Origin of the sequence: Variovorax sp. CAN15 (genome assembly GCF_030462475.1) — a bacterium.
Taxonomy (GTDB): domain Bacteria; phylum Pseudomonadota; class Gammaproteobacteria; order Burkholderiales; family Burkholderiaceae_C; genus Variovorax.
In genome coordinates, this window is sequence record NZ_JASMRZ010000046.1 from 1 (window position 1) to 19146 (window position 19146).

Sequence of the window (19146 nt, forward strand, 5' to 3'; positions counted from 1 at the left end):
GATGCTCTTTGCTTCTTCGTGCAACTGCTCGTCGTCCACGCAGGCCCAGATCAGGCCCCACTGCACCGCGCGGCCCGCGCGGCGCGCCCTCCCACCACGTCGGCCAGGCTGCCCGGCGGATCGATGTCCCACACCTCGCAGACAGAACCGTCGGCGCGGCGATGTTCGTCCAGCAGCAGCACGTTGCGGCCCTGCCCCGCCAGTGCCACGGCCAGGTTCATCGCGGCAGTGGTGCCGCCCGCGCCGCGCCCCATGCCGGCCACCGCGACCACGCGCGCCTGCGCGGGCGCGAGCAGGCGCCGGAGGCCGTCCGCCTGATCCGCAACGAGCTTGTTCATCGCCGTGTCCTCAATCCTGCCGCTCCAGCTTCTGCGGCTCCTCCAGCGCGCGGGGCGGCTGGACCGGGGCGGTCGATTCGGTGCCCAGCGCGTCCAGCAGCAGGAAGAGCTTGCCGACGCCCGCATAGAGCGCACTGCCGCTCATGGCGCGGCCGCTGCGTGCCGGTCGGCCGTTGAGCTGGCCCATCAGCGCGCGTGCGCGGTCAGCCCATTCGCCTTCGGACTGCAGCAGGCGCCACACCGTGGTGGTCATCTGGCCGGCGATCAGCAGCCGTTTCATGATGTCCGGGTCGCCGAGCTCGCCGATGCCTCCCACCAGCTGCACGCCGTCGCGCAGCAGTCGGAAGCAGGGCTCGGCATCCACGGCCCAGCCCAGCCATTGCGCGAGCTGGCGTGCGGAAACCTCGGTGCCCACGTTCGACAGCGCATGTCCCAGCGCGAGCACGTTGCCGCTGCGCGCATCGACCACCCGTGTGGCGACGCAGCGCAGCGCGGGCATCTCGTCGCGCGCCATGCCCGCAGCCATTGCGGCGGCGTTGAAGCGCAGCACCACGTCGGCATGCGCCACCGCGAGCAGCGCCGCCTTGCCGCGAAAGCGCATGGGGCGCTCCTCGCCGAATTCGAAATCCATGCGCGCGAGCGTGTCGGGCGAGCCGGTGCGCGAGTCGATCACGGCCGTGGAGCCCGGGGCGCGCGCCAGCCAGCGCTGGCCAGTGGCCTGCCACTGCACCATGGCCTCGATGCCGGGCAGCCGCGTCAGCAGATGGACCAGCGGGCGATGGCCGAAGTCCTGCTGGCGCAGCCATGGCACCTGGCGTGCGCCGGGCTTGCGCGCGGCGTCCTTCGTGCCGCGCGTGGCCGCCGTCGAAAGCCACTGGTTGGGCGCCGCCATCGGCAGGCCCGTGCGGTCCGACAGCAGCAGACTGCCGTGGCATTCGTAGGCGTCGCCGCCTTCGTTCGAGCGCAGGCCCACCTGCCCGCAAAGCGCGAGGACGTAGCCCTCGCAACCCGCCGCCACCTCGCCGCGCGCATGCACGAGCAGGTCCTGCAGAACAGCTTTCTGTCCCGCTCCTTCGTCCGTGGCCTGCCGCCACAGGGCGCGTGCGCGCTCGAAGCCGATCTGCGCGCCGGCCAGCGCGCTCGCGGTGGTGGCGAGTTCCTGCGCGTCGTGCGCCATCGCGCGGATCAGGTTCTGGTATTTCAGGCGCAGCAGGTCGGTCTCGCCCTGCGCCTTCCGCACCGCCTGCTGCGAGGCCGCGCCGGAAGCGGCGTCTTCCTGCAGGTCGCTCTCGGCGGGCACGAACAGCGGGCTGTGCTGGCGCGGCTGGAACACGCTGTCCACCAGCTGGGCCCGATCGGCCTGCATCAGGTTCTCGGGCACCTTCTGGCCGCTGGAGATGTAGTGCACCGGCAGGCGGTGGCGGATCACGGTGTCGATCAGCGCGCCCGGATGCGTGGCCTCGTCCACCTTGGTGAAGATGCAGCCGGCCAGCTCGTTGCCGTGGCGGTAGGCGTGCACCACCTCGTTGAGCGTGTCGCCGTGGCTGGTGGCGTTGAGCAGCAGCAGCCGCTTCACCGGCCTGGGGCTCTGGCCCAGCATGGCGATCTGCTCGGGCACGGCGCGGTCGCGCTGGCTCATGCCGACGGTGTCGATCAGCACCATGTGCTTGTCTCGCAGGTCGCGCAGCACGAGATTCAGGTCGGCGGCATCCTTGACCGCATACACGGGCACGTTGAGGATCTGGCCGTAGATGCGCAGCTGCTCGTAGGCGCCGATGCGGTAGCTGTCGGTGGTCACCAGCGCGAGCTTGTCGGCGCCGAAGCGCATCACGCAGCGCGCGGCCAGCTTGGCGGTGGTGGTGGTCTTGCCCACGCCGGTGGGGCCCATCAGCGCGTAGACGCCGCCCTGCGCGAACAGTGCGTCCTCGTCCTCATGCACGGGCACGGCGCGGATGAGCTCCGAGCGCACGTAGGCCATGCCTTCGGCATAGGTGCGGCCGGTGGGCAGCTTCTCGAGCATGGCCTTGGAAAGCCGCGCGCTGAAACCCGCGCCCAGCAGCGTGCGCAGCAGGCGGCCGCGCACCGGGTCGCGGCGCTGCCTGTCGTTCCACACCACGCTGGCGAGCTGTTCCTCGATCATGCCGCGCATGGAGTGCAGCTCTTCGAGCACCGTGTCGGCGGGAGCCGGGGCCGGGGCGGGTGTTGCAACCGGGGCAGCAGATGCGATGGGCGCAGCGGGAGCAGGCGCCGCCGGCACCGGCACCGCACGTGCGACCGGAGCCGGCGCGGCAACCGGTGTCGCCACGACCGGTGCAGCCACGGGCTTCGCAGGCGCACTGCCCTGCTGCACCACGCCCTGCATTTCGCCCTCGACCATGGCGACGATCTCCACGCCTTGCGCGGTGACGCGGTGCGAGAGCACGATGGCGTCGGCGCCCAGCGCCTCCCTGACCAGTCGCAGGGCTTCGCGGCTGGTGGCCGCGACGAATCTGCGCGCAGTGGCGCGCACGTCTGTCTGTTGGGGGGAATTCAACCTCGTCCTCCGATGGCGGTGGTGACCTTGATGGTTCGGGAATCAGGAATCTCTGCGTGCGAAAGCACCTTGAGCTGCGGCAGGCTGCGCCGCAGGAAGCGCGACAGCAGCACGCGCAGCGCGTGCTGCACGACCAGCACCGGCGCGAGGCCCATCTGCTCCTGGCGGGTGATGGCGGCCTGCGCCTGCCGCAGCAGGTTGTCGGCGATGCCGGGCTCGATGCCGCTGCTGTTGGTCAGCGCCTGCTGCAGCACGCTGTCGAGCGAGCCGTCCAGGCCGATGACCTGCATCTCGCTGTCGCCCGGGAAGAGCTGCTGCGTGATCGCGCGCCCCAACGCCAGCCGCGTGAGCGTGGTGAGCTCGGTCGGGTCCTTGACGGTCGGCGCGTGCTCGGCCATCACGTCGAGGATGGTGCGCATGTCGCGGATCGGTACTTCCTCGTCGAGCAGGTTCTGCAGCACCTTGTGCAGCGTGCTGAGCGACAGCACCTTGGGCACCAGGTCTTCCGTGAGCTTGGGCGCGGTCTTGGCGATCTGGTCGAGCAGCTGCTGCACCTCCTGGCGGCCCAGCAGCTCGGCGGCGTGCGTCTGTATGAGGTGGTTCAGGTGGGTGGCCATCACCGTGCAGGCATCGACCACCGTGTAGCCGTACACCTGCGCCTGCTGCCGCAGGCTCGCGTCGATCCATGTCGCGGCGAGGCCGAAGGCAGGGTCGCGCGTGGGCGTGCCGGGCAGCGTGCCGCTCACCTGCCCGGGGTTGATGGCCATCCACTGGTTGGGGAAAGCCTCGCCGCGGCCGATCTCCACGTCCTTCAGCGTGATGACGTAGGTGTTGGGCTTGATCTCCAGGTTGTCGCGGATGTGCACCACCGGCACCAGGAAGCCCACTTCCTGCGCGATCTTCTTGCGGATGCTCTTGATGCGACCCAGCAGCTCGCCCTGCTGCGACTGGTCGACCAGCGGGATGAGGCGGTAGCCGACCTGCATGCCCAGCGGATCGACCATGGCCACGTCGTCCCAGGTGGCCTCGGCCGTCTCGGCGGAAGACGCGGAAAGGTTCGCGGCCTGCGCGGCGGCGGCCTCCTGCGCGGCCTGCTGCTTCGGTTCGCGCCGCAGCAGCCCGCGGCCCAGCCACGCCAGGCCGCCCGCGATCAGCAGGAAGGCCAGGTTCGGCATGCCCGGGATCATGCCCAGCAGGCCGACGATGCCGGCCGTGAGAAACAGCACCTGGGGGTTCGAGAAGAGCTGGCCCGTGAGCTGGCTGCCCACGTCCTCGTCGGTGGTCACGCGCGAGACGATCACGCCGGCTGCGGTGGAAATCACCAGCGCCGGGATCTGCGCCACCAGGCCGTCGCCGATGGCCAGCAGCGTGTACGTCTTGCCGGCGGTGGAGAAGTCCAGCCCGTGCTGCACCATGCCCACCACCAGCCCGCCGATGATGTTGATCACCATGATGAGCAGGCCCGCGATCGCGTCGCCGCGCACGAACTTGCTGGCACCGTCCATCGAGCCGTAGAAGTCGGCTTCCTGCGCCACTTCCTGGCGGCGCTTGCGGGCCACTTCCTCGCCGATCAGGCCGGCATTGAGGTCGGCGTCGATGGCCATCTGCTTGCCGGGCATCGCGTCGAGCATGAAGCGCGCGCCCACCTCGGCGATGCGGCCCGCGCCCTTGGTGATCACCATGAAGTTGATGAGCACGAGGATGATGAAGACCATCACGCCCACGGCGAAGTTGCCGCCCACGAGGAAGTGCCCGAAGGCCTCGATCACCTTGCCCGCCGCGTCGGGGCCGGTGTGGCCGTTCATCAGCACCACGCGCGTGGACGCCACGTTCAGCGACAGGCGCAGCAGCGTGGAGAACAGCAGCACGGCCGGGAAGGCCGCGAAGTCCAGCGCCTTCATCGTGTACATGCTCACGAGCAGCACCATCACCGACATGGCGATGTTGAAGGTGAACAGCAGGTCGAGCAGGAATGGCGGCAGCGGCAGCACCATCATGCTCAGGATCATGATGATGAGGATCGGACCGGCCAGCCCCTTGAGCTGCGAGCCGGGGAACAAGCGCGCGGGCAGGCGCATCAGGTTTGTCATCGCGTTCATGCGAGCGCCGCCGCTTCGGCGGTGTATTGAAGGTCTGCGGGAACCGGCAGATCGGTAGGTGCGCGCGGCGCTTCGCCGCCTTCGGCTTTCCAGCGGCGCAGCTGGTAGACCCAGGCCAGCACCTCGGCCACGGCGGTGTAGAGGCCGGCGGGAATCTCGTCGCCCAGCTTCGTGTGCCGGTAGAGGGAACGCGCGAGCGGCGGCGCCTCCAGGATCGCCACCTTGTGTTCCTTCGCCAGTTCGCGGATGCGCGCGGCGACGAGCTCGGAGCCCTTGGCCACGACGCGCGGCGCGCGCATGCCGCCTTCCTGGTACTTGAGCGCCACGGCGAAGTGCGTGGGGTTGGTCAGCACGATGTCGGCCTTGGGCACCTCGGACATCATCCGGCGGCGCGCCATCTGCTGCTGCTGGCGGCGAATGGCGGCCTTGATGTGCGGATCGCCTTCGCTCTCCTTGTGCTCCTGGCGCACGTCCTCGCGCGACATGCGCAGCTTGCGGTAGTAGCTCCAGAGCTGGAAAGGCACGTCGATCAGCGCCACGAGGAACAGCGTGGCCGCGATCAGCACGCAGTGTTTGGCCACCAGCACGAGCGCGTGCGGCAGCGCGTACTGCGCGGGCTGCGCCATCAGGGCCATCAGGGTGCCGATGTCCCGCGACACCACCCACCACGCCACGCCGCCGATGAGCGCCGACTTGGCCAGCGCCTTGAGCAGCTCGGCGAGCGCCTGCGAGGAGAACATGCGCCCGATGCCGGCCAGGGGATTGAGCTTGCCGAAATTCGGCGCCACCGACTTGGTGGAGAAGAGCCAGCCGCCGAGCATCATCGGCGCAACCACGGCGGCGACGATCATCATCGCGAACACCGGGCCGATGGCGCCCAGCGCCTGCACCGACATCAGCCCGGTGCGGGCCAGCATGTAGGAGGGGTCGAAGGCGCTGGCGCGGTCGAACTGCAGCCCCAGGCGCAGCGCGCCGTTCATGCTGTTGCCCAGCGACTCCGACGCGAGCCACAGGCCTGCACAGGCCGTACCCAGCATGACGAAGGTGGTGAGCTCGCGCGAACGGGCGACGTTGCCTTCCTCGCGTGCCTTTTCAAGGCGCCGCTCGGAGGCGGGTTCCGTTTTCTCGAGATCGCTTTCCTCAGCCATTCATGCTCCGAACCAGCACTGGCGAAGTACGCCTTGCTCATGGCCAAATTATTGGATTCGGCCCCTCGGAACAATCTGTCGATCAGGGCCCTGATAGCCCTGCAGTTCGGACAATAGAAAGGGCCCGGCAGGCCCCCGGAATCAGAAGCCGAGGCTTTCCAGCAGGTCGTCGACCTGCGCCTGGTCGGTGACGGCCTCGGGGTTGCCCGGCTTGACCTGCGGGCCGTTCTGCAGGCTCTGCGCGGCCTCCTGGCGCTTCTCGGGTGCCGAGTTGTCGATCAGCACCTGCAGCAGCTGCGTCTCGACGTCGTTGACCACTTCCATCATCTTCTTGATGACCTGGCCGGTGAGGTCCTGGAAGTCCTGTGCCATCAGGATCTCCATGAGCTGCGAGTTGATCGCGCTGGCGCGCTCGGGCACACCGTCGAGATAGCCGCGCGTGTCGAGCACGAGCTCGCGCGCATGGTCGAGCTCGATGGGGTTCTTGAACCACTCGTCCCAGCGCTTGCTGAGGCCCTTGGCGTCGGAGGCCAGCGCTTCCTGCAGCGGCTGCGCCACGTCGATGGCGTTGAGCGCGCGATGCGCCGCGCGCTCGGTGGTGGCGGCCACGTAGCTCAGGCGGTCGCGCGCATCCGGAATGGCTTGCGCGGCCCTGGCGACCTGCTTGTCGAGACCGAGCTCGCGCAGGCCTTCGCGCAGCTGGCGCGTGAGCTGGCCAATGCGGCCCAGGATTTCCTCGGTGGTATTGGCTGGGTCCGCGACGGCGGCGGCAGTGTTCTGGCTCATTTCAAGCTGCTTCCTTGGCTAGCTTCTCGAAGATCTTGGTGAGTTTTTCTTCGAGCGTGGCGGCGGTGAAGGGCTTCACCACATAGCCGTTGGCGCCGGCCTGCGCCGCCGCCACGATGTTCTCCTTCTTCGCCTCGGCCGTGACCATCAGCACCGGCAGCTTCTTGAGCTCGGGGTCGGCGCGGATGGTCTGCAGCATGGTCAGGCCGTCCATGTTGGGCATGTTCCAGTCCGACACCACGAAGCCGAAGCTGCCGCCGCGCAGCTTCTCGATGCCGGCGGCACCGTCCTCTGCCTCGTCGACGTTGTGGAACTCCAGCTCTTTCAGCAGGTTGCGCACGATGCGGCGCATGGTCGGGAAGTCGTCCACAACCAGGATTTTGATGCTCTTGTCGATCACGATATTTCCAACTCCAAGGTCGTTTTCTTTTCTCTCAAACTCGGTTCGTACGTTCACCGAACGTGCGAAGGTGCGCCAGCACGCGGCGGCTGACTTCGGCCAGGGGCGACACGTCGTCCACCGCGCCCAGCGCGATGGCCTCGCGCGGCATGCCGAAGACCACGCAGCTGGCCTCGTCCTGCGCCAGCGTATGGGCGCCCGCGCGCCGCATGCGCAGCAGGCCCTCGGCGCCGTCCTTTCCCATGCCCGTCAGGATGATTCCGATGGCGTTCTTGCCCGCGTGCCTGGCGGCCGAATCGAACAGCACGTCGATGGACGGCCGGTGGCGGTTCACCGGCGGCTCCTGGTCGAGGTGCGCCACGTAGTTGGCGCCGCTGCGCGCGAGCGACAGGTGGAATCCGCCCGGCGCGATGTAGGCATAGCCCGGCAGCACGCGCTCGCCGTGCTCGGCCTCCTTCACATTGATGCGGCAAAGCCCATCGAGGCGCTGCGCGAACGAGCGCGTGAAGCCGGCCGGCATGTGCTGCGCGATCATCACCGCGGGCGAATCGGGCGGCAGCGGCTGCAGCACTTCGCGGATGGCTTCGGTGCCGCCGGTGGAGGCACCGATGATGATGAGCTTCTCGGTGCTCAGCAGCGGGCTGCGCAGCAGCGATTCCTGCGGTGCGTCACCGCCGGGGCGCGCGGGAGCGGCATGCCGGGCGGGCAGCAGGCGCGCGCCGGCCGCGGTGCGGATCTTGCCGGCGATGAGTTCGGTGTAGTTGAGCAGGCCGTCGCGCACGCCCAGGCGCGGCTTGGTCACGAAGTCGATGGCGCCCAGCTCCAGCGCGCGCAGTGCGATCTCGGAGCCCCGCTCCGTCAGCGAAGACACCATCACCACCGGCATGGGCCGAAGCCGCATGAGCTTCTCGAGGAACTCCAGCCCGTCCATGCGCGGCATTTCCACGTCGAGCGTGAGCACGTCGGGGTTGGTGACCTTGATGAGGTCGCGCGCCACCAGCGGATCGGCGGCCGTGCCCACCACGGTCATGTCGCTCTGGCTGTTGATGATCTCCGTCATCACGCTGCGGATGAGCGCCGAGTCGTCGACGCACAGCACCTTGATTTTCTTGACGCTCACTGGTTTCCCCTGTTGTTGTTGTTTTCAGCGACGGGCGCCGCGCGCTGGCCCGTCAGCCTGCGCAGCAGCTCACCCTCTTCGCGCTGCACCTGGCGCACTTCGGTCTGCGCGCGCAGCTTGCGCACGATGGCCTTGCCCGTCGCCGGCACGAAGCAGACACGGCGCGCGTGCGGCCCGCGCAGATCCTGCGCGGCGACCTCGATGCGTTCGTTGTTCAGGTAGCGCAGCACGAAGTCGGCGTTGCGGTCGCCGATGTTGAGCGTGGTCATGTTGGCCAGAACCGCTGCGCCGCCGAACACCTTGGCCTTGAGCCGGTCGCGGCGCGCACCTGCGCGCACCAGTTCGCGGATCAGCACGTCCATGGCGTAGGCGCCGTAGCGCATGGACTCGGCAGCGTCGCGCGAGCCGGCGCCAGTCCCCTGCTCCCGCTCGTCGGGCAGCATGAAATGGTTCATGCCGGCCACGCCGGCTTCGCGGTCATGCAGGCATGCGGCCACGCAGGAGCCCAGCACCGTGCTGAGCGCGGTGTTGCTCGAAGTCACGTAGTACTCCGAAGGCAGCAGCTTCACGGCCATCATGCCGACGTCACGGTCGAAATAGTGGTGGCTGGCCACCGAGCCTGGCGCGGCCGCGTTGGGGGCCATGGTCATGAGGCACCACCCGCGACGCGCGCGCGCGCCAGCTCATACACGGTCTGCCCCAGCGGGCGGAAGGCCTGGTTGACCAGCGACGCGTTCTCCGAGTGGCCCGCGAACAGAAGGCCATCGGGCTTGAGCAGCGGCGCGAAGCGGTCGAGCACCTTCTTCTGCGTCGGCTTGTCGAAATAGATCATCACGTTGCGGCAGAAAATCGCATCCACCGGCTCCTTCACCGACCAGGCGCTGTCGAGCAGGTTGAGCCGCGAGAACTTCACCATCGCCGCCACCTCGGGGCGCACGCGCACCTTGCCCGCGTTCGAGCCGGTTCCCTTGTTGAAGAAGCGCCGCAGCCGCTCGGGCGCGAGCCTGCGCACCTGCTCGGAGGTAAAGACGCCCGCGGCGGCCTTGGCCAGCACGGCGGTGTCGATGTCGGTGGCGATCACCCGCGAGGCCGCCGCCTTCTCGCCCAGCGCCTCCATCAGCGTGATGGCGATCGAATAGGGTTCCTCGCCGGTCGACGCCGCCGCGCACCACACGGTGACGGGCTGCTTCGCCTTTCGCACGTGCTCGGCCAGCGTCGGGAAATGATGCGCCTCCCGGAAGAACGAGGTGAGGTTGGTGGTCAGCGAATTGATGAAGAGCTGCCATTCCTCGCCGTCCTGGCGCTGCTCGAGCCAGTCGAGGTAGGAGGCGAAGTCGGGCAGCTGCAGCTCCCTCAGCCGACGCGAGAGCCGGCTGTACACCATCTGCCGCTTCTGCTCGCCCAGGGCGATGCCGGCGCGGCGGTGGATGAGGGTTCGCACGCGCGAGAAGTCGCTGTCGGTGAAGAGGAACTCGGTGGTCACGGCCAGCCTGGAGGGTTGGCTTTCAATGTACATAGCGCCCACCGTTTCCAATGGACCGATCAGACGCGCAAATGCCCTGCAATTTCCGCACTTCGGCTTCGGCTCGCTTCATTGCTCGCTCGCGGCCGGACCGGCGCCCTGTGCCCACACCAGCGCCGAGAGCTGCGCTGCGTTGACCTGCGCCGGACTCAGGAACAGCGCTTCCGACAGGCGCGCCGCCTGTCCGTCGTCGAGCTCGCAGCTTTCGGCCAGCGCCACGAAGGGGCCGTACAGGCCGCCGCGCGAAAGAATGGCCTGCTGCACCGCCTCGGTGAGCTGCACCTTGCGCAGCACGCCTTCCATCGAGACGCCAAGCAGCTGGTCGAGCAGCGAGAACATGCCGGCCACGAAGAGGTTGTCGGCCTCGCTTGCCGGCAGCATGCCCTGCCCCACCAGCTCGACGAAGCGCCCGCGCAGGATGGCCTTCTTCATCATGTAGGGCGAGCCGGCCTTGTTGCTGGTGGCCAGCAGCAGCGAGAGCCAGCGGTACAGCGGCGAGTAGCCGAGCATGGCCACCGCGTGCCGCAGCGAATGGATTTCCACCGCCATGCCCACCGCGGGCGAGTTGATGTAGCGCAGCAGGCGGTAGGTGAGCGCGGCGTCGTGCTTGAGTGCGGCCTCGATGACGCGCAGGTCTTCATTGCGCTGGAGCATCTGCATCAGCTGCACGATCAGCAGCGACTCGGGCTGCAGCGCGTCTTCGGTCTCGATCACCGGAGGGTTGCGGAAGGCGCCGTCGACGAACACGTTCACGCGCAGCGCGGCACAGGCGTCGAATTCCTTCCAGTCCTCGACGCGCGCGGCGACGAGCTCGACCTGCGGATGGCCCAGTTGCTCGTCGCGACGCTGGCGCGCGACGGTGTCGGCAGCGCTGGCGCCGACCTCGAGGTGCGTGACGATGGCGCGCAGCTCAGGGTCTTCGGGCAACTCGGCGCCGCCGCACTGCATGAAGCCGAAGCCCTGCTCGCGCAGGAAAAGCAGGATCGAGCGCAGGTCGGCGTCGAGCAGTTCGTCGGCGCGCATGCACAGCACGACCTGCCGCGGCGGCAGCGACTGCAGTTCGCTCTGGAAGAGCGCATCGACCGTCACGTCGACGAAAAGCAGCTGTGGTCCCAGCTGCCAGCCCTCGCCCTCCGGGTTGAGGTGCATGGCGAGCGTGTCCATGAGCGCCTTGATGCCCGCTGCTGCGGGCGCCCCGGCGGGCGTACCGGCGGCACGCCATGCCATGCGATAGCCGATGACGCGCCGCTGCGCGTCGAGCAGCATCGCATAGGCCAGATGGCCGTCGCCGCCCGCTTCGGGCTGCGCGGAGGTGTCCGTGTCCGCGCCGGCGCCTTCGGAGGCGCGACGGAAGAAATCAAACCGCATTCAGCTGTCTCCGTCGGGTGTCAGAGCGCAATGGCGTCCGTCCTCCGGGCAGCGCCCGCGAGCGCGGCCGCGCTCGCCGCCTGCGCGCGCTGGATGCGCGGCATGGCGCCCACGTCGATGATGAAGGCCACGCTGMCGTCGCCGAGGATGGTCGCGGCGGAGATGCCGGGCACTTTGCGGTAGTTGGTCTCGAGGTTCTTCACCACCACCTGGTGCTGGCCGAGCAGCTCGTCCACCAGCAGCGCGAAGCGGCTGTCGTCGGCCTGCACGATCACCAGGATGCCCTGCGTGGGGTGCGTCTGCGCACCGGCCACGTCGAACACGCGATGCAGCTCGATGAGCGGCAGGTATTCGCCGCGCACGCGGATCACGTGGCCGTCGGCGGTGATGGAATGCAGGTGCTCCGGCAGCGGCTGCAGCGATTCGATGACGTAGCTCAGCGGCAGGATGTAGGCCTCGCTGCCCACCTTCACCGACATGCCGTTGAGGATGGCCAGCGTGAGCGGCAGCACGATGCGGGTGGTGGTGCCCTGCCCGCCGCGCGAGTGGATCTCGACATGGCCGCCCATTTCCTGGATGTTGCGCTTGACCACGTCCATGCCCACGCCGCGGCCCGAGATGTCGGTGACTTGCTCGGCGGTGGAGAAGCCGGGCGCGAAGATGAGCTGCCACACCTCCTCGTCGGGCATGGTTTCGCTGACCGGCAGGCCCTGCTGCATGGCCTTGGCAAGGATGCGCTCGCGGTTGAGGCCCGCGCCGTCGTCGCTCACCTCGATCACGATGTTGCCGCCGTGGTGCTGCGCCGACAGCAGCAGCTGGCCGGTGGCGTCCTTGCCCTTGGCCAGGCGCACTTCGGGCGTCTCGATGCCGTGGTCGAGGCTGTTGCGCACCAGGTGCGTGAGCGGGTCGACGATGCGCTCGATCAGGCCCTTGTCGAGCTCGGTTTCCTTGCCGTATGTGTCCAGGCGCACCTGCTTGCCCAGCTTGGCGCTCACGTCGCGGATGACGCGCGGGAAGCGGCTGAACACGTAGTCCATCGGCATCATGCGGATGGACATGACCGATTCCTGCAGGTCGCGCGCGTTGCGCTCCAGGTGGCCCAGGCCGCTGAGGAAGCGTTCGTAGGCCACCGGGTCGAGCATGGTCGCCGCCTGCGTGAGCATCGACTGCGTGATGACGAGTTCGCCCACGAGGTTGATGAGCTGGTCGACCTTCTCGACGTCGACGCGGATGGAGCTGGATTCCTTGGCAGCCGCCGACGACGCTGCGGCAGCCGCGGCGGGTGCCGCAGCGGGCGCGGATTGCGGCTTCGGGATTTCCGCGGCCACGACCACGGCCGGCTCTTCATGCGCGGCCGCCTGCGCCGATGCCTCGGCGGAGGCCTCGGAAGCCTGCGGGAGGGACTCGTGCGTGATGTCGATCTGCGATTCGTCGATGACGAAGCAGCAGACGGCGACGATGTCGTCGGGGGAGCAGGTGGTTTCGAGCAGCACGTCGAGCCGGTCGTTGGTGCGAGTGCGCGACAGCACCTTGCCGAGGTTGGCCAGCTCGCCGGCCAGCAGCTCGCCTTCGCTTTCCGACAGGCGCGCAAAGCGGATGCGCAGTGCGCCGCCGCCGCCGCCGACAGCGCCACCAGCCGGAGCCGCCGCGGGCTCGGACACCGCTACCGGCGCTGGGGCTGGGGTGGGAGCCGGCGCAGGGGCCGCTGCGGGCGAAACCGCCGCGCTCGCATCGCCGCTTTCGAGCGCGAGTTGCTGAAGCACGCCGCAGATGTGCGCGACCATGTCCGGGTCCGGCTCATTGCCGGCCTGGTAGGCAGTGAGTTGTTCTTGCAAGGCGTCCTTCGTTTCCAGGAATGCATCGATCATCCGGCCGGTCAGACGAAGCTGCCCATGGCGGGCGCGGTCCAGCAGCGACTCGAGAACGTGCGTGGTGTTGGTCAGGGCAGTGAAACCGAAAGTCGCTGCGCCGCCCTTGATGGAATGCGCCGCGCGGAATATGGCGTTGAGCTGTTCGCTGTCGGGTGCGTCGACGTCGAGTTCGAGCAGCAGTTGCTCCATCTCGGCGAGCAGTTCGATGGCTTCGACGAAGAAGGCTTGGGTGAATTGACTGAGGTCCATCTCGTGTTCTGGGGTTTCTTGTTGTTGTGCCGCCCGCCGCCGTACGTTCAGTCCGCCTTCGCGGCCGCCTTGCCGATGCGCAGCCCGCCGACGGGCTCGGTGCTGTTCTCGCGCTCGATGCGCTCCTGGGTCCGATGGTTGAGCAGGATGATGCTGATGCGCCGGTTGATCGGGTTGCGCGGGTCGGCCTTGTCCAGGTGCATGCTGTCGGCCAGGCCGATCACGCGAAGCACCTTGCCCTCGGCCATGCCGCCGGCCACGAGTTCACGCCGCGAGGCGTTGGCGCGGTCGGACGAAAGCTCCCAGTTGCCGTAGGACCGGTCGTTGGTATAGACGATGGCGTCGGTGTGCCCCGACAGGGTGATCTTGTTGGGCAGGCCGTTGAGCGCGGGCGCGAGCTCGCGCAGGATGGCGCGCATGTGCGGCACCACGCGCGCGCTGGCCAGCTCGAACATGGGGCGGTTCTCGGTATCGACGATCTGCAGGCGCAGGCCCTCGGTGGTGATGTCGATGAGGATCTGCGAGCGGAACTGCTGGAACACAGGGCTTTTCTCGATCAGCGCGTCGAGCTTCTTCTTCATCTCGACGAGGCGGCTGGCGTCGGCCTCGTCCTCGCTCGCTGTCTCGGTGAGCTTGACCTCGCCCTCGACGTGAGCCGGGTCGGCGCCTCCGCCGGGGATCATGCTGTTGCTGAGACTGGACTTGTCGCCGCCGTTCAGCGCCACGCGCAGCGGCATGCGGAAGTGCTCGGCGATGCCTTCGCGCTGCTTGGGGCTGGAAATGGAGAGCAGCCACATCACGAGGAAGAAGGCCATCATGGCGGTCATGAAGTCGGCATAGGCGATCTTCCAGCCACCGCCATGCGCGCCGCCGTGCTTGCCCTTGTGGACGTGCTTGAAGATGACCCGGGGCTTCTCGTCGCTCATGATCGCTCGTTGCTTCGTGCGAGGGGCGCGTCAGCGCGCCTTGACTTCGCGGACGTGGTTGTCCAGCTCGGTGAACGAGGGGCGCTCGGTCGAGAACAGCACCTTGCGGCCGAACTCCACGGCCAACTGCGGCGCGTAGCCGTTGAGGTTGGCCAGCAGCGTGACCTTGGCGCACTGGTAGATCTTCATGCCTTCCTCCACCTTCTGCTCGATCAGCGACGCCAGCGGCGAGACGAAGCCGTAGGCCAGCAGCACGCCCAGGAAGGTACCCACCATCGCGTGCGCGATCAGCGCGCCCATCTCGGAAGGCGGCAGGTTGGCCGAGCCCAGCGCGTGCACCACGCCCATGACCGCGGCAACGATGCCCAGCGCCGGCAGTGCATCCCCCACGCGCGACAGGCTGTGGCCGGGCACTTCGGCCTCGTGGCGGATGGTTTCGATCTCGTGGTCCATCAGCGCCTCGATCTCGTGCGCGTCGGTGTTGCCGCTGATGACAAGGCGCAGGTAGTCGCACAGGAAGACGGTGATGCCCTCGTGCGCCATGATGCTCGGGTAGCGCGTGAAGATCTCGCTCTGGGAGGGATCTTCCACGTCGGTCTCCAGCTTCATCATCCCTTCCTTGCGGGCCTTGGCGAGCAGCTCGTACAGCAGCGCGAGCAGGTCCATGTAGAGCTGGCGGTTGTGCTTGGAAGTGCGCAGCAGCAGCGGCAGCTCCTTGATGGTGGCCCTGATCGTCTTGCCGTTGTTGCCGGCAATGAAGGCGCCCAGCGCGGAGCCGCCGATCATGAGCAGCTCGACCGGCTGGAACAGGACGCCGAAGTGCCCGCCCATGAGGCCGTAGCCACCGAAGACGGCACCGATCACCACGAGATATCCAACCAGAACCAGCACGCGCTTCCCCTCTCGCCCGTGGGCGTCGAATCAACAAACCCCTCGCGGCCATGGGCGCGCGCAGGGCACTTTTCCTAGACGGCGCCGCCGATGTCCATCACCGGTGCCACGGCGACGAGTCCGCCGTGTTGGCGTCCGTTCGCCTTGGGCTTGCGTGCCTTGCCCGCGCGCGAGGGCGGACGGCACAGCACGCACACGTAGCCGTTCTTGTTGTCGTGCGCATGCGCCACGAAATGGCCGCCGCATCGGCAGCAAGTGCTCAGCTGCAGCATGTCGCTGTCGAAGAAGCGGACCATGGTCTCGGCGCGGGTGAAGTCCAGCACCACCTCGCCGCCGTTGGCCTCCACCTGCTGCGCGTAGAGGCGGTAGGCCTTGATGAGCGCGGGCAGCTCGTTCTCGTCCGCCTCGTCGAGCATGAAGCGGTAGATGTTGTAGAACATCGACGAGTGGATGTTGGCCAGCCACGTCATGTACCAGTCGGTGGAGAACGGCAGCAGGCCCTTGGGCGGGGAAACGCCCTTGAGTTCCTTGTAGAGGCGGATCAGCCGCTCGCGGCTCAGCGTGACCGCTGCCTCCAGGAACTGCAGGCGCGCGCCCAGGCCGATCAGCTCGATCGCGAGCTGAACCTGCCGCACTTCGCCCAGGACGCTCTTGCCGGTCACGCCGCGCTCGCTCCGCGCATCTGCGCCTGGGGTTGGGCCTGGGCCTGGCGCGCGGCCATCAGGATCGACATGTGCGCCTGCTGCAGCGCGGGCTCCTTGCCCTCACCGACCACCGCGAACATGGGCCGGTCGTCCAGCCGGAAGCTGCACAGCAGGAAATTGGACGCGGCCAGCTTCACGATCTGGCTGAGCGACATGTTCGCCAGCAGATCGGCCAGTTCGCGGCCCACGCCGAGGCGGAACATGGCCTCGGCCCGGTCCTGCTTCACCAGCTTCTGAGCCAGCAGCATATAGGCCAGATTTATCTCGCCGATTTCCCTCGAAATCACGCCGTTGGCGCTGATGTTGACGTTTTCCATGTCTGATCCCATTTCCGATTCAAAGCTCACTTCGTGCTCCTAACAATCGTGTATACATTATATACACAAAGTTTTACATGTTGAAGTGGTTTGTATGACAGCAGGACAAAAAAAGTAGGAGGTGTCTGACACTGCTCCCATCATCCCCCAATGAGGAGCATGGGTTTACACTTGTCAGAAGTTCGGGTAACAAATGTTTCATTGACAACTGGAAAATGCCCGAATTTATTCGTTGGCAACATCGAATTAATAAATACTATGGGTTTATTTAGATTCGACCGAAGGCCGTTTTCCTGAATTTCCAGATTTCCGATTTCACGTTGATCCACCTGCTCAATTAGTCGCCTGCGCGACCCTCGAGGCGGTAGATCCACGCCATCACCTCGGCCACCGCCAGATACAGCTGCGGCGGGATCTGCCGGTCCAGGTCGACCTGCATCAGGAGCTTCACGAGGTCGGCCGACGAGTGCACGTACAGCCCGTGCTCGCGCGCCTCGCGCATGATGGATTCGGCGACCACGCCATAACCCTTGGCCACGACGACGGGCGCCCGCGTCTTGTCCGCGTACGACAGCGCGACGGCGCTGTTGCGGTTGTCGAGCAGCTCGCTCATTGGAATACCTTCGTGCTTCGCACTGCGGTGCGAGCTTGCTTGGGGCGGCCCGGCGCGGCGCTCATTCGGAAAACCTTCGTGCTTCGCACTGCGGTGCGAGCTTGCTTGGGGCGGCCCGGCGCGGCGCTCATGCAGCCTCCTTCGCGGCGACCAGCACCTGCTGCAACTGCAGGCCCGCGGCGTCGAAGCGCTTCGCGAGCCGGCCGGTGTCGCCGCGCAGGCGCGCCATGGTCGACGCCTCGCGCGCGAACAGATGCGCCTGAACGGACTGGCCGTCCAGGCTCAGCCGCAGATCGACCTCGCCAAGCTTCGGCAGCTCCAGCGACACCGTGGTCGACCATCGGCGCGCGCCCTCTTCTTCTGTCGCCACGCCGCGCGCATCGGGCTGCGCCTGCTGTTCTTCCTCGACGGTCCAGCTCATCGGCACGTCGGGCCAGGCGTGGCCGTTCCAGCGGAATACGGAGCTGGCCAGCAGGTCGAGCTGCTGGTGCACCAGCGTGATGGCCTGCGGATGAATCACTTCGGCGGCGCGCGATGGCGGCAGGGCTGCGGCATCGTCGGCCTGGCGCGCGGATTCGCTCGCGCGATGCGCGGGCATCGAATCGAGCGTGCCACCGGGCGACGCACTCCCGGGCTGGCGATATGCGGCCTGCAACCGGGCAGCATCGTTCGTCGCGGCCGGCTGTTCCAGAGTCTGCGGTTTGCCTTGAGAAGAGGAGTGACCGGCGTCCCGAGGTTGCGCATCCGCAGCCGACGCCTGTGGCGCGGCAGGGCTCGCCGTGCGGGCTTCGCCGCCCTGCAGCATCGGCACCTGGACTTGCGCCACGAGCGAAGGCAGCGCGTCCGGCGAATCCGCAATCACCGCCGCCGGACCAGCAGCCACGGCCGCCGATGCAACCAGCGCGCTCGCCTGCGCCTTCGTACTCACCGGCGCGGCCCATTGCGCCTGCGGCTCCTGCTTCATCTGCGCGAGCGAACGGCCACCCGTCGTGAACAACGCCAGGTGCGACTCATAGAAGAGTCCGCTGTCCGACACCGTCTGCGCGAGCGTGCCAGCCAGCGCCGCAGCGTTCACCGGCTGCGCGCGCGAAGACATCAGGGGCACGGCGCCGCGCACCGGACCGGGTTGCGCCTGCAGGTCGGCCAGCACGGCGCCGATGACGCGCGCCGCCACCGACAGCCGCGCCTCCATCGAAGGCGGGGCACCCGCACCCGCATGCGCCGTTCCACCAGCCGCGGCACCCGGAATCTGCCTGTCGAGCGCGGCATTGGAAGGCAGCCGCACATCGTTCTCGACCTTGCCGATCGCCACCGCCGGCCCGGGCGCGCCGATGGTGGCCTCGGGCTTGATGCCGAGCACGTCCAGCCGCGGCGTGAGCCTTGCGGCCAGCAGCGCGTCGAGCAGTCCGGCGATGACGGTCATGGTGCGGTTTCTTCAGCGAGTCGCGTTCGATCGGCGGGCCCGCTCAGTGCGGCGGCCCGTAAGCCCTGCCGAGGTTCTTCTGCTGCGTGAGATACCCCATCCGGCTGATCAGGCTCTCGAGCTGCGGCTTGATCAGGCCCGACACCTCGGCCTGATCGGAACGGATGCGCTCCAGCAGATGCAGCACGTGCTCCACCTGCGTCGCGTCGAGCAGCTCATGGGGCTCGATGGCCCGCAGGCGCTCCACCATCGCCGAGCAGCGGACTTCGAGCGCGGGAAGCTGGCCCCACTCCTTGGCACGGGCCAGCACCAGCATGGATGCGATGCCGTTGGCCAGCTCTTCGTAGCAATGAACGACCTCACTCCGGAATGCCATGTTTTCCTGTTTCTCTTGCGGTTGCATTTCAGCCACGAGCCCGGTCGTCGATCTCCCGCCACGCGGAAGCGATGTTCTCGAGCAGCCGGTCGGCCTCGTCCAGGGCCTGCACGTCGTTGTGCAGGTTGGCGCGGAAAAGCCGCTGCACGATGTAGTCGTACAGCGCCGACAGGTTGCCCACCAGTTCGGCCCCGGCATCACCGGCGGCCTGGGCGTCGAGTCCGGCCTTGAGGCCGTTGTCGACGATGCCGATGGCCTTGGAGATCGCGTTGCCCTTGGCTTCCGTGTCGCCGGCGGCCATGTGGTGGCGCGCCATGCCGATGGCCGTCTTCGCGCCGTCGAACAGCATCGCGATGAGCTGGTGCGGCGACGCGCTCATCACGCTGGTTTCCACGCCGAGGCGTGCATAGGCGCCGGCTCCGGTGCGCATGTTGTGGGAGGTGTACATCGGCTGATGCTCCG

General features: G+C 67.7%; 19 protein-coding genes. All 19 read right to left on the minus strand.

Annotation, left to right across the window (positions count from 1 at the left end; all coding sequences use genetic code 11):
• Positions 1-50: 50 nt before the first annotated feature.
• The 19 genes from QMO14_RS22545 to fliS all read right to left on the minus strand — a co-directional run bounded on the left by QMO14_RS22545 (position 51) and on the right by fliS (position 19132).
• Positions 51-338, minus strand: a complete 288-nt coding sequence (locus tag QMO14_RS22545) for a hypothetical protein (protein WP_301509861.1) — start codon at positions 336-338, stop codon at positions 51-53.
• Positions 339-348: 10 nt separating this feature from the next.
• A complete protein-coding gene (gene flhF, locus QMO14_RS22550) occupies positions 349-2871 on the minus strand; it encodes a flagellar biosynthesis protein FlhF (RefSeq protein WP_301509862.1) in 2523 nt (840 codons plus the stop codon).
• On the minus strand, positions 2868-4970 hold the full coding sequence (gene flhA / locus QMO14_RS22555; protein ID WP_301509863.1) for a flagellar biosynthesis protein FlhA: 2103 nt from the start codon (positions 4968-4970) through the stop codon (positions 2868-2870). The genes flhF and flhA overlap by 4 nt, the downstream gene beginning before the upstream one ends.
• On the minus strand, positions 4967-6118 hold the full coding sequence (gene flhB / locus QMO14_RS22560; protein WP_301509864.1) for a flagellar biosynthesis protein FlhB: 1152 nt from the start codon (positions 6116-6118) through the stop codon (positions 4967-4969). The genes flhA and flhB overlap by 4 nt, the downstream gene beginning before the upstream one ends.
• A gap of 141 nt (positions 6119-6259) precedes the next feature.
• Positions 6260-6904: a protein phosphatase CheZ gene (gene cheZ / locus QMO14_RS22565; RefSeq protein WP_301509865.1), complete on the minus strand. Its 645-nt coding sequence runs from the start codon at positions 6902-6904 to the stop codon at positions 6260-6262.
• Between the two features lies 1 nt (position 6905).
• Complete coding sequence (gene cheY / locus QMO14_RS22570) at positions 6906-7304, minus strand: chemotaxis response regulator CheY (protein WP_301509866.1); 399 nt, start codon at positions 7302-7304, stop codon at positions 6906-6908.
• A 34-nt stretch (positions 7305-7338) separates the two neighbouring features.
• Positions 7339-8424, minus strand: a complete 1086-nt coding sequence (locus QMO14_RS22575) for a chemotaxis response regulator protein-glutamate methylesterase (protein ID WP_301509867.1) — start codon at positions 8422-8424, stop codon at positions 7339-7341.
• On the minus strand, positions 8421-9074 hold the full coding sequence (gene cheD, locus QMO14_RS22580) for a chemoreceptor glutamine deamidase CheD (RefSeq protein WP_301509868.1): 654 nt from the start codon (positions 9072-9074) through the stop codon (positions 8421-8423). The genes QMO14_RS22575 and cheD overlap by 4 nt, the downstream gene beginning before the upstream one ends.
• A complete protein-coding gene (locus tag QMO14_RS22585; RefSeq protein ID WP_301509869.1) occupies positions 9071-9940 on the minus strand; it encodes a CheR family methyltransferase in 870 nt (289 codons plus the stop codon). Before QMO14_RS22585 ends, cheD begins: the two co-directional genes overlap by 4 nt.
• A 75-nt stretch (positions 9941-10015) precedes the next feature.
• The gene (locus QMO14_RS22590) at positions 10016-11314 is read right to left on the minus strand and encodes an EAL and HDOD domain-containing protein (RefSeq protein WP_301509870.1); all 1299 of its coding nucleotides are present in this window, start codon (positions 11312-11314) and stop codon (positions 10016-10018) included.
• Positions 11315-11334: 20 nt separating this feature from the next.
• Positions 11335-13434 (minus strand): chemotaxis protein CheA, encoded by a 2100-nt coding sequence (gene cheA / locus QMO14_RS22595; protein ID WP_301509871.1) that lies wholly within the window; start codon positions 13432-13434, stop codon positions 11335-11337.
• Between the two features lie 47 nt (positions 13435-13481).
• Positions 13482-14360 (minus strand): flagellar motor protein MotB, encoded by an 879-nt coding sequence (motB, locus tag QMO14_RS22600; RefSeq protein WP_301509872.1) that lies wholly within the window; start codon positions 14358-14360, stop codon positions 13482-13484.
• Positions 14361-14390: 30 nt separating this feature from the next.
• Positions 14391-15251 carry a flagellar motor stator protein MotA gene (gene motA / locus QMO14_RS22605; RefSeq protein WP_301509873.1) on the minus strand — a complete coding sequence of 287 codons (861 nt, stop codon included), beginning with the start codon at positions 15249-15251 and terminating at the stop codon, positions 14391-14393.
• Between the two features lie 74 nt (positions 15252-15325).
• Positions 15326-15913, minus strand: coding sequence for a flagellar transcriptional regulator FlhC (gene flhC / locus QMO14_RS22610; protein WP_301509874.1), 588 nt, complete (start codon positions 15911-15913; stop codon positions 15326-15328).
• Positions 15910-16272, minus strand: a complete 363-nt coding sequence (flhD, locus tag QMO14_RS22615) for a flagellar transcriptional regulator FlhD (RefSeq protein WP_301509875.1) — start codon at positions 16270-16272, stop codon at positions 15910-15912. Before flhD ends, flhC begins: the two co-directional genes overlap by 4 nt.
• A 337-nt stretch (positions 16273-16609) precedes the next feature.
• Positions 16610-16885 (minus strand): EscU/YscU/HrcU family type III secretion system export apparatus switch protein, encoded by a 276-nt coding sequence (locus QMO14_RS22620; protein WP_301509876.1) that lies wholly within the window; start codon positions 16883-16885, stop codon positions 16610-16612.
• A gap of 127 nt (positions 16886-17012) precedes the next feature.
• Positions 17013-18308, minus strand: a complete 1296-nt coding sequence (locus QMO14_RS22625; protein WP_301509877.1) for a flagellar hook-length control protein FliK — start codon at positions 18306-18308, stop codon at positions 17013-17015.
• Between the two features lie 43 nt (positions 18309-18351).
• The gene (locus QMO14_RS22630; protein WP_301509878.1) at positions 18352-18684 is read right to left on the minus strand and encodes a flagellar protein FliT; all 333 of its coding nucleotides are present in this window, start codon (positions 18682-18684) and stop codon (positions 18352-18354) included.
• 28 nt (positions 18685-18712) lie between these two features.
• Entirely contained in the window at positions 18713-19132 is a 420-nt protein-coding gene (gene fliS, locus QMO14_RS22635) for a flagellar export chaperone FliS (RefSeq protein WP_301509879.1), read from the minus strand.
• Positions 19133-19146: the final 14 nt, after the last annotated feature.

Coding starts and splice junctions, on each gene's coding strand:
- QMO14_RS22545 (WP_301509861.1), bottom strand. CDS start 338: ATGAACAAGCTCGTTGCGGATCAGGCGGACGGCCTCCGGCGCCTGCTC.
- flhA (WP_301509863.1), bottom strand. CDS start 4,970: ATGAACGCGATGACAAACCTGATGCGCCTGCCCGCGCGCTTGTTCCCC.
- flhB (WP_301509864.1), bottom strand. CDS start 6,118: ATGGCTGAGGAAAGCGATCTCGAGAAAACGGAACCCGCCTCCGAGCGG.
- cheZ (WP_301509865.1), bottom strand. CDS start 6,904: ATGAGCCAGAACACTGCCGCCGCCGTCGCGGACCCAGCCAATACCACC.
- cheD (WP_301509868.1), bottom strand. CDS start 9,074: ATGACCATGGCCCCCAACGCGGCCGCGCCAGGCTCGGTGGCCAGCCAC.
- QMO14_RS22585 (WP_301509869.1), bottom strand. CDS start 9,940: ATGTACATTGAAAGCCAACCCTCCAGGCTGGCCGTGACCACCGAGTTC.
- QMO14_RS22590 (WP_301509870.1), bottom strand. CDS start 11,314: ATGCGGTTTGATTTCTTCCGTCGCGCCTCCGAAGGCGCCGGCGCGGAC.
- motB (WP_301509872.1), bottom strand. CDS start 14,360: ATGAGCGACGAGAAGCCCCGGGTCATCTTCAAGCACGTCCACAAGGGC.
- flhD (WP_301509875.1), bottom strand. CDS start 16,272: ATGGAAAACGTCAACATCAGCGCCAACGGCGTGATTTCGAGGGAAATC.
- QMO14_RS22620 (WP_301509876.1), bottom strand. CDS start 16,885: ATGAGCGAGCTGCTCGACAACCGCAACAGCGCCGTCGCGCTGTCGTAC.
- QMO14_RS22625 (WP_301509877.1), bottom strand. CDS start 18,308: ATGACCGTCATCGCCGGACTGCTCGACGCGCTGCTGGCCGCAAGGCTC.
- QMO14_RS22630 (WP_301509878.1), bottom strand. CDS start 18,684: ATGGCATTCCGGAGTGAGGTCGTTCATTGCTACGAAGAGCTGGCCAAC.
- fliS (WP_301509879.1), bottom strand. CDS start 19,132: ATGTACACCTCCCACAACATGCGCACCGGAGCCGGCGCCTATGCACGC.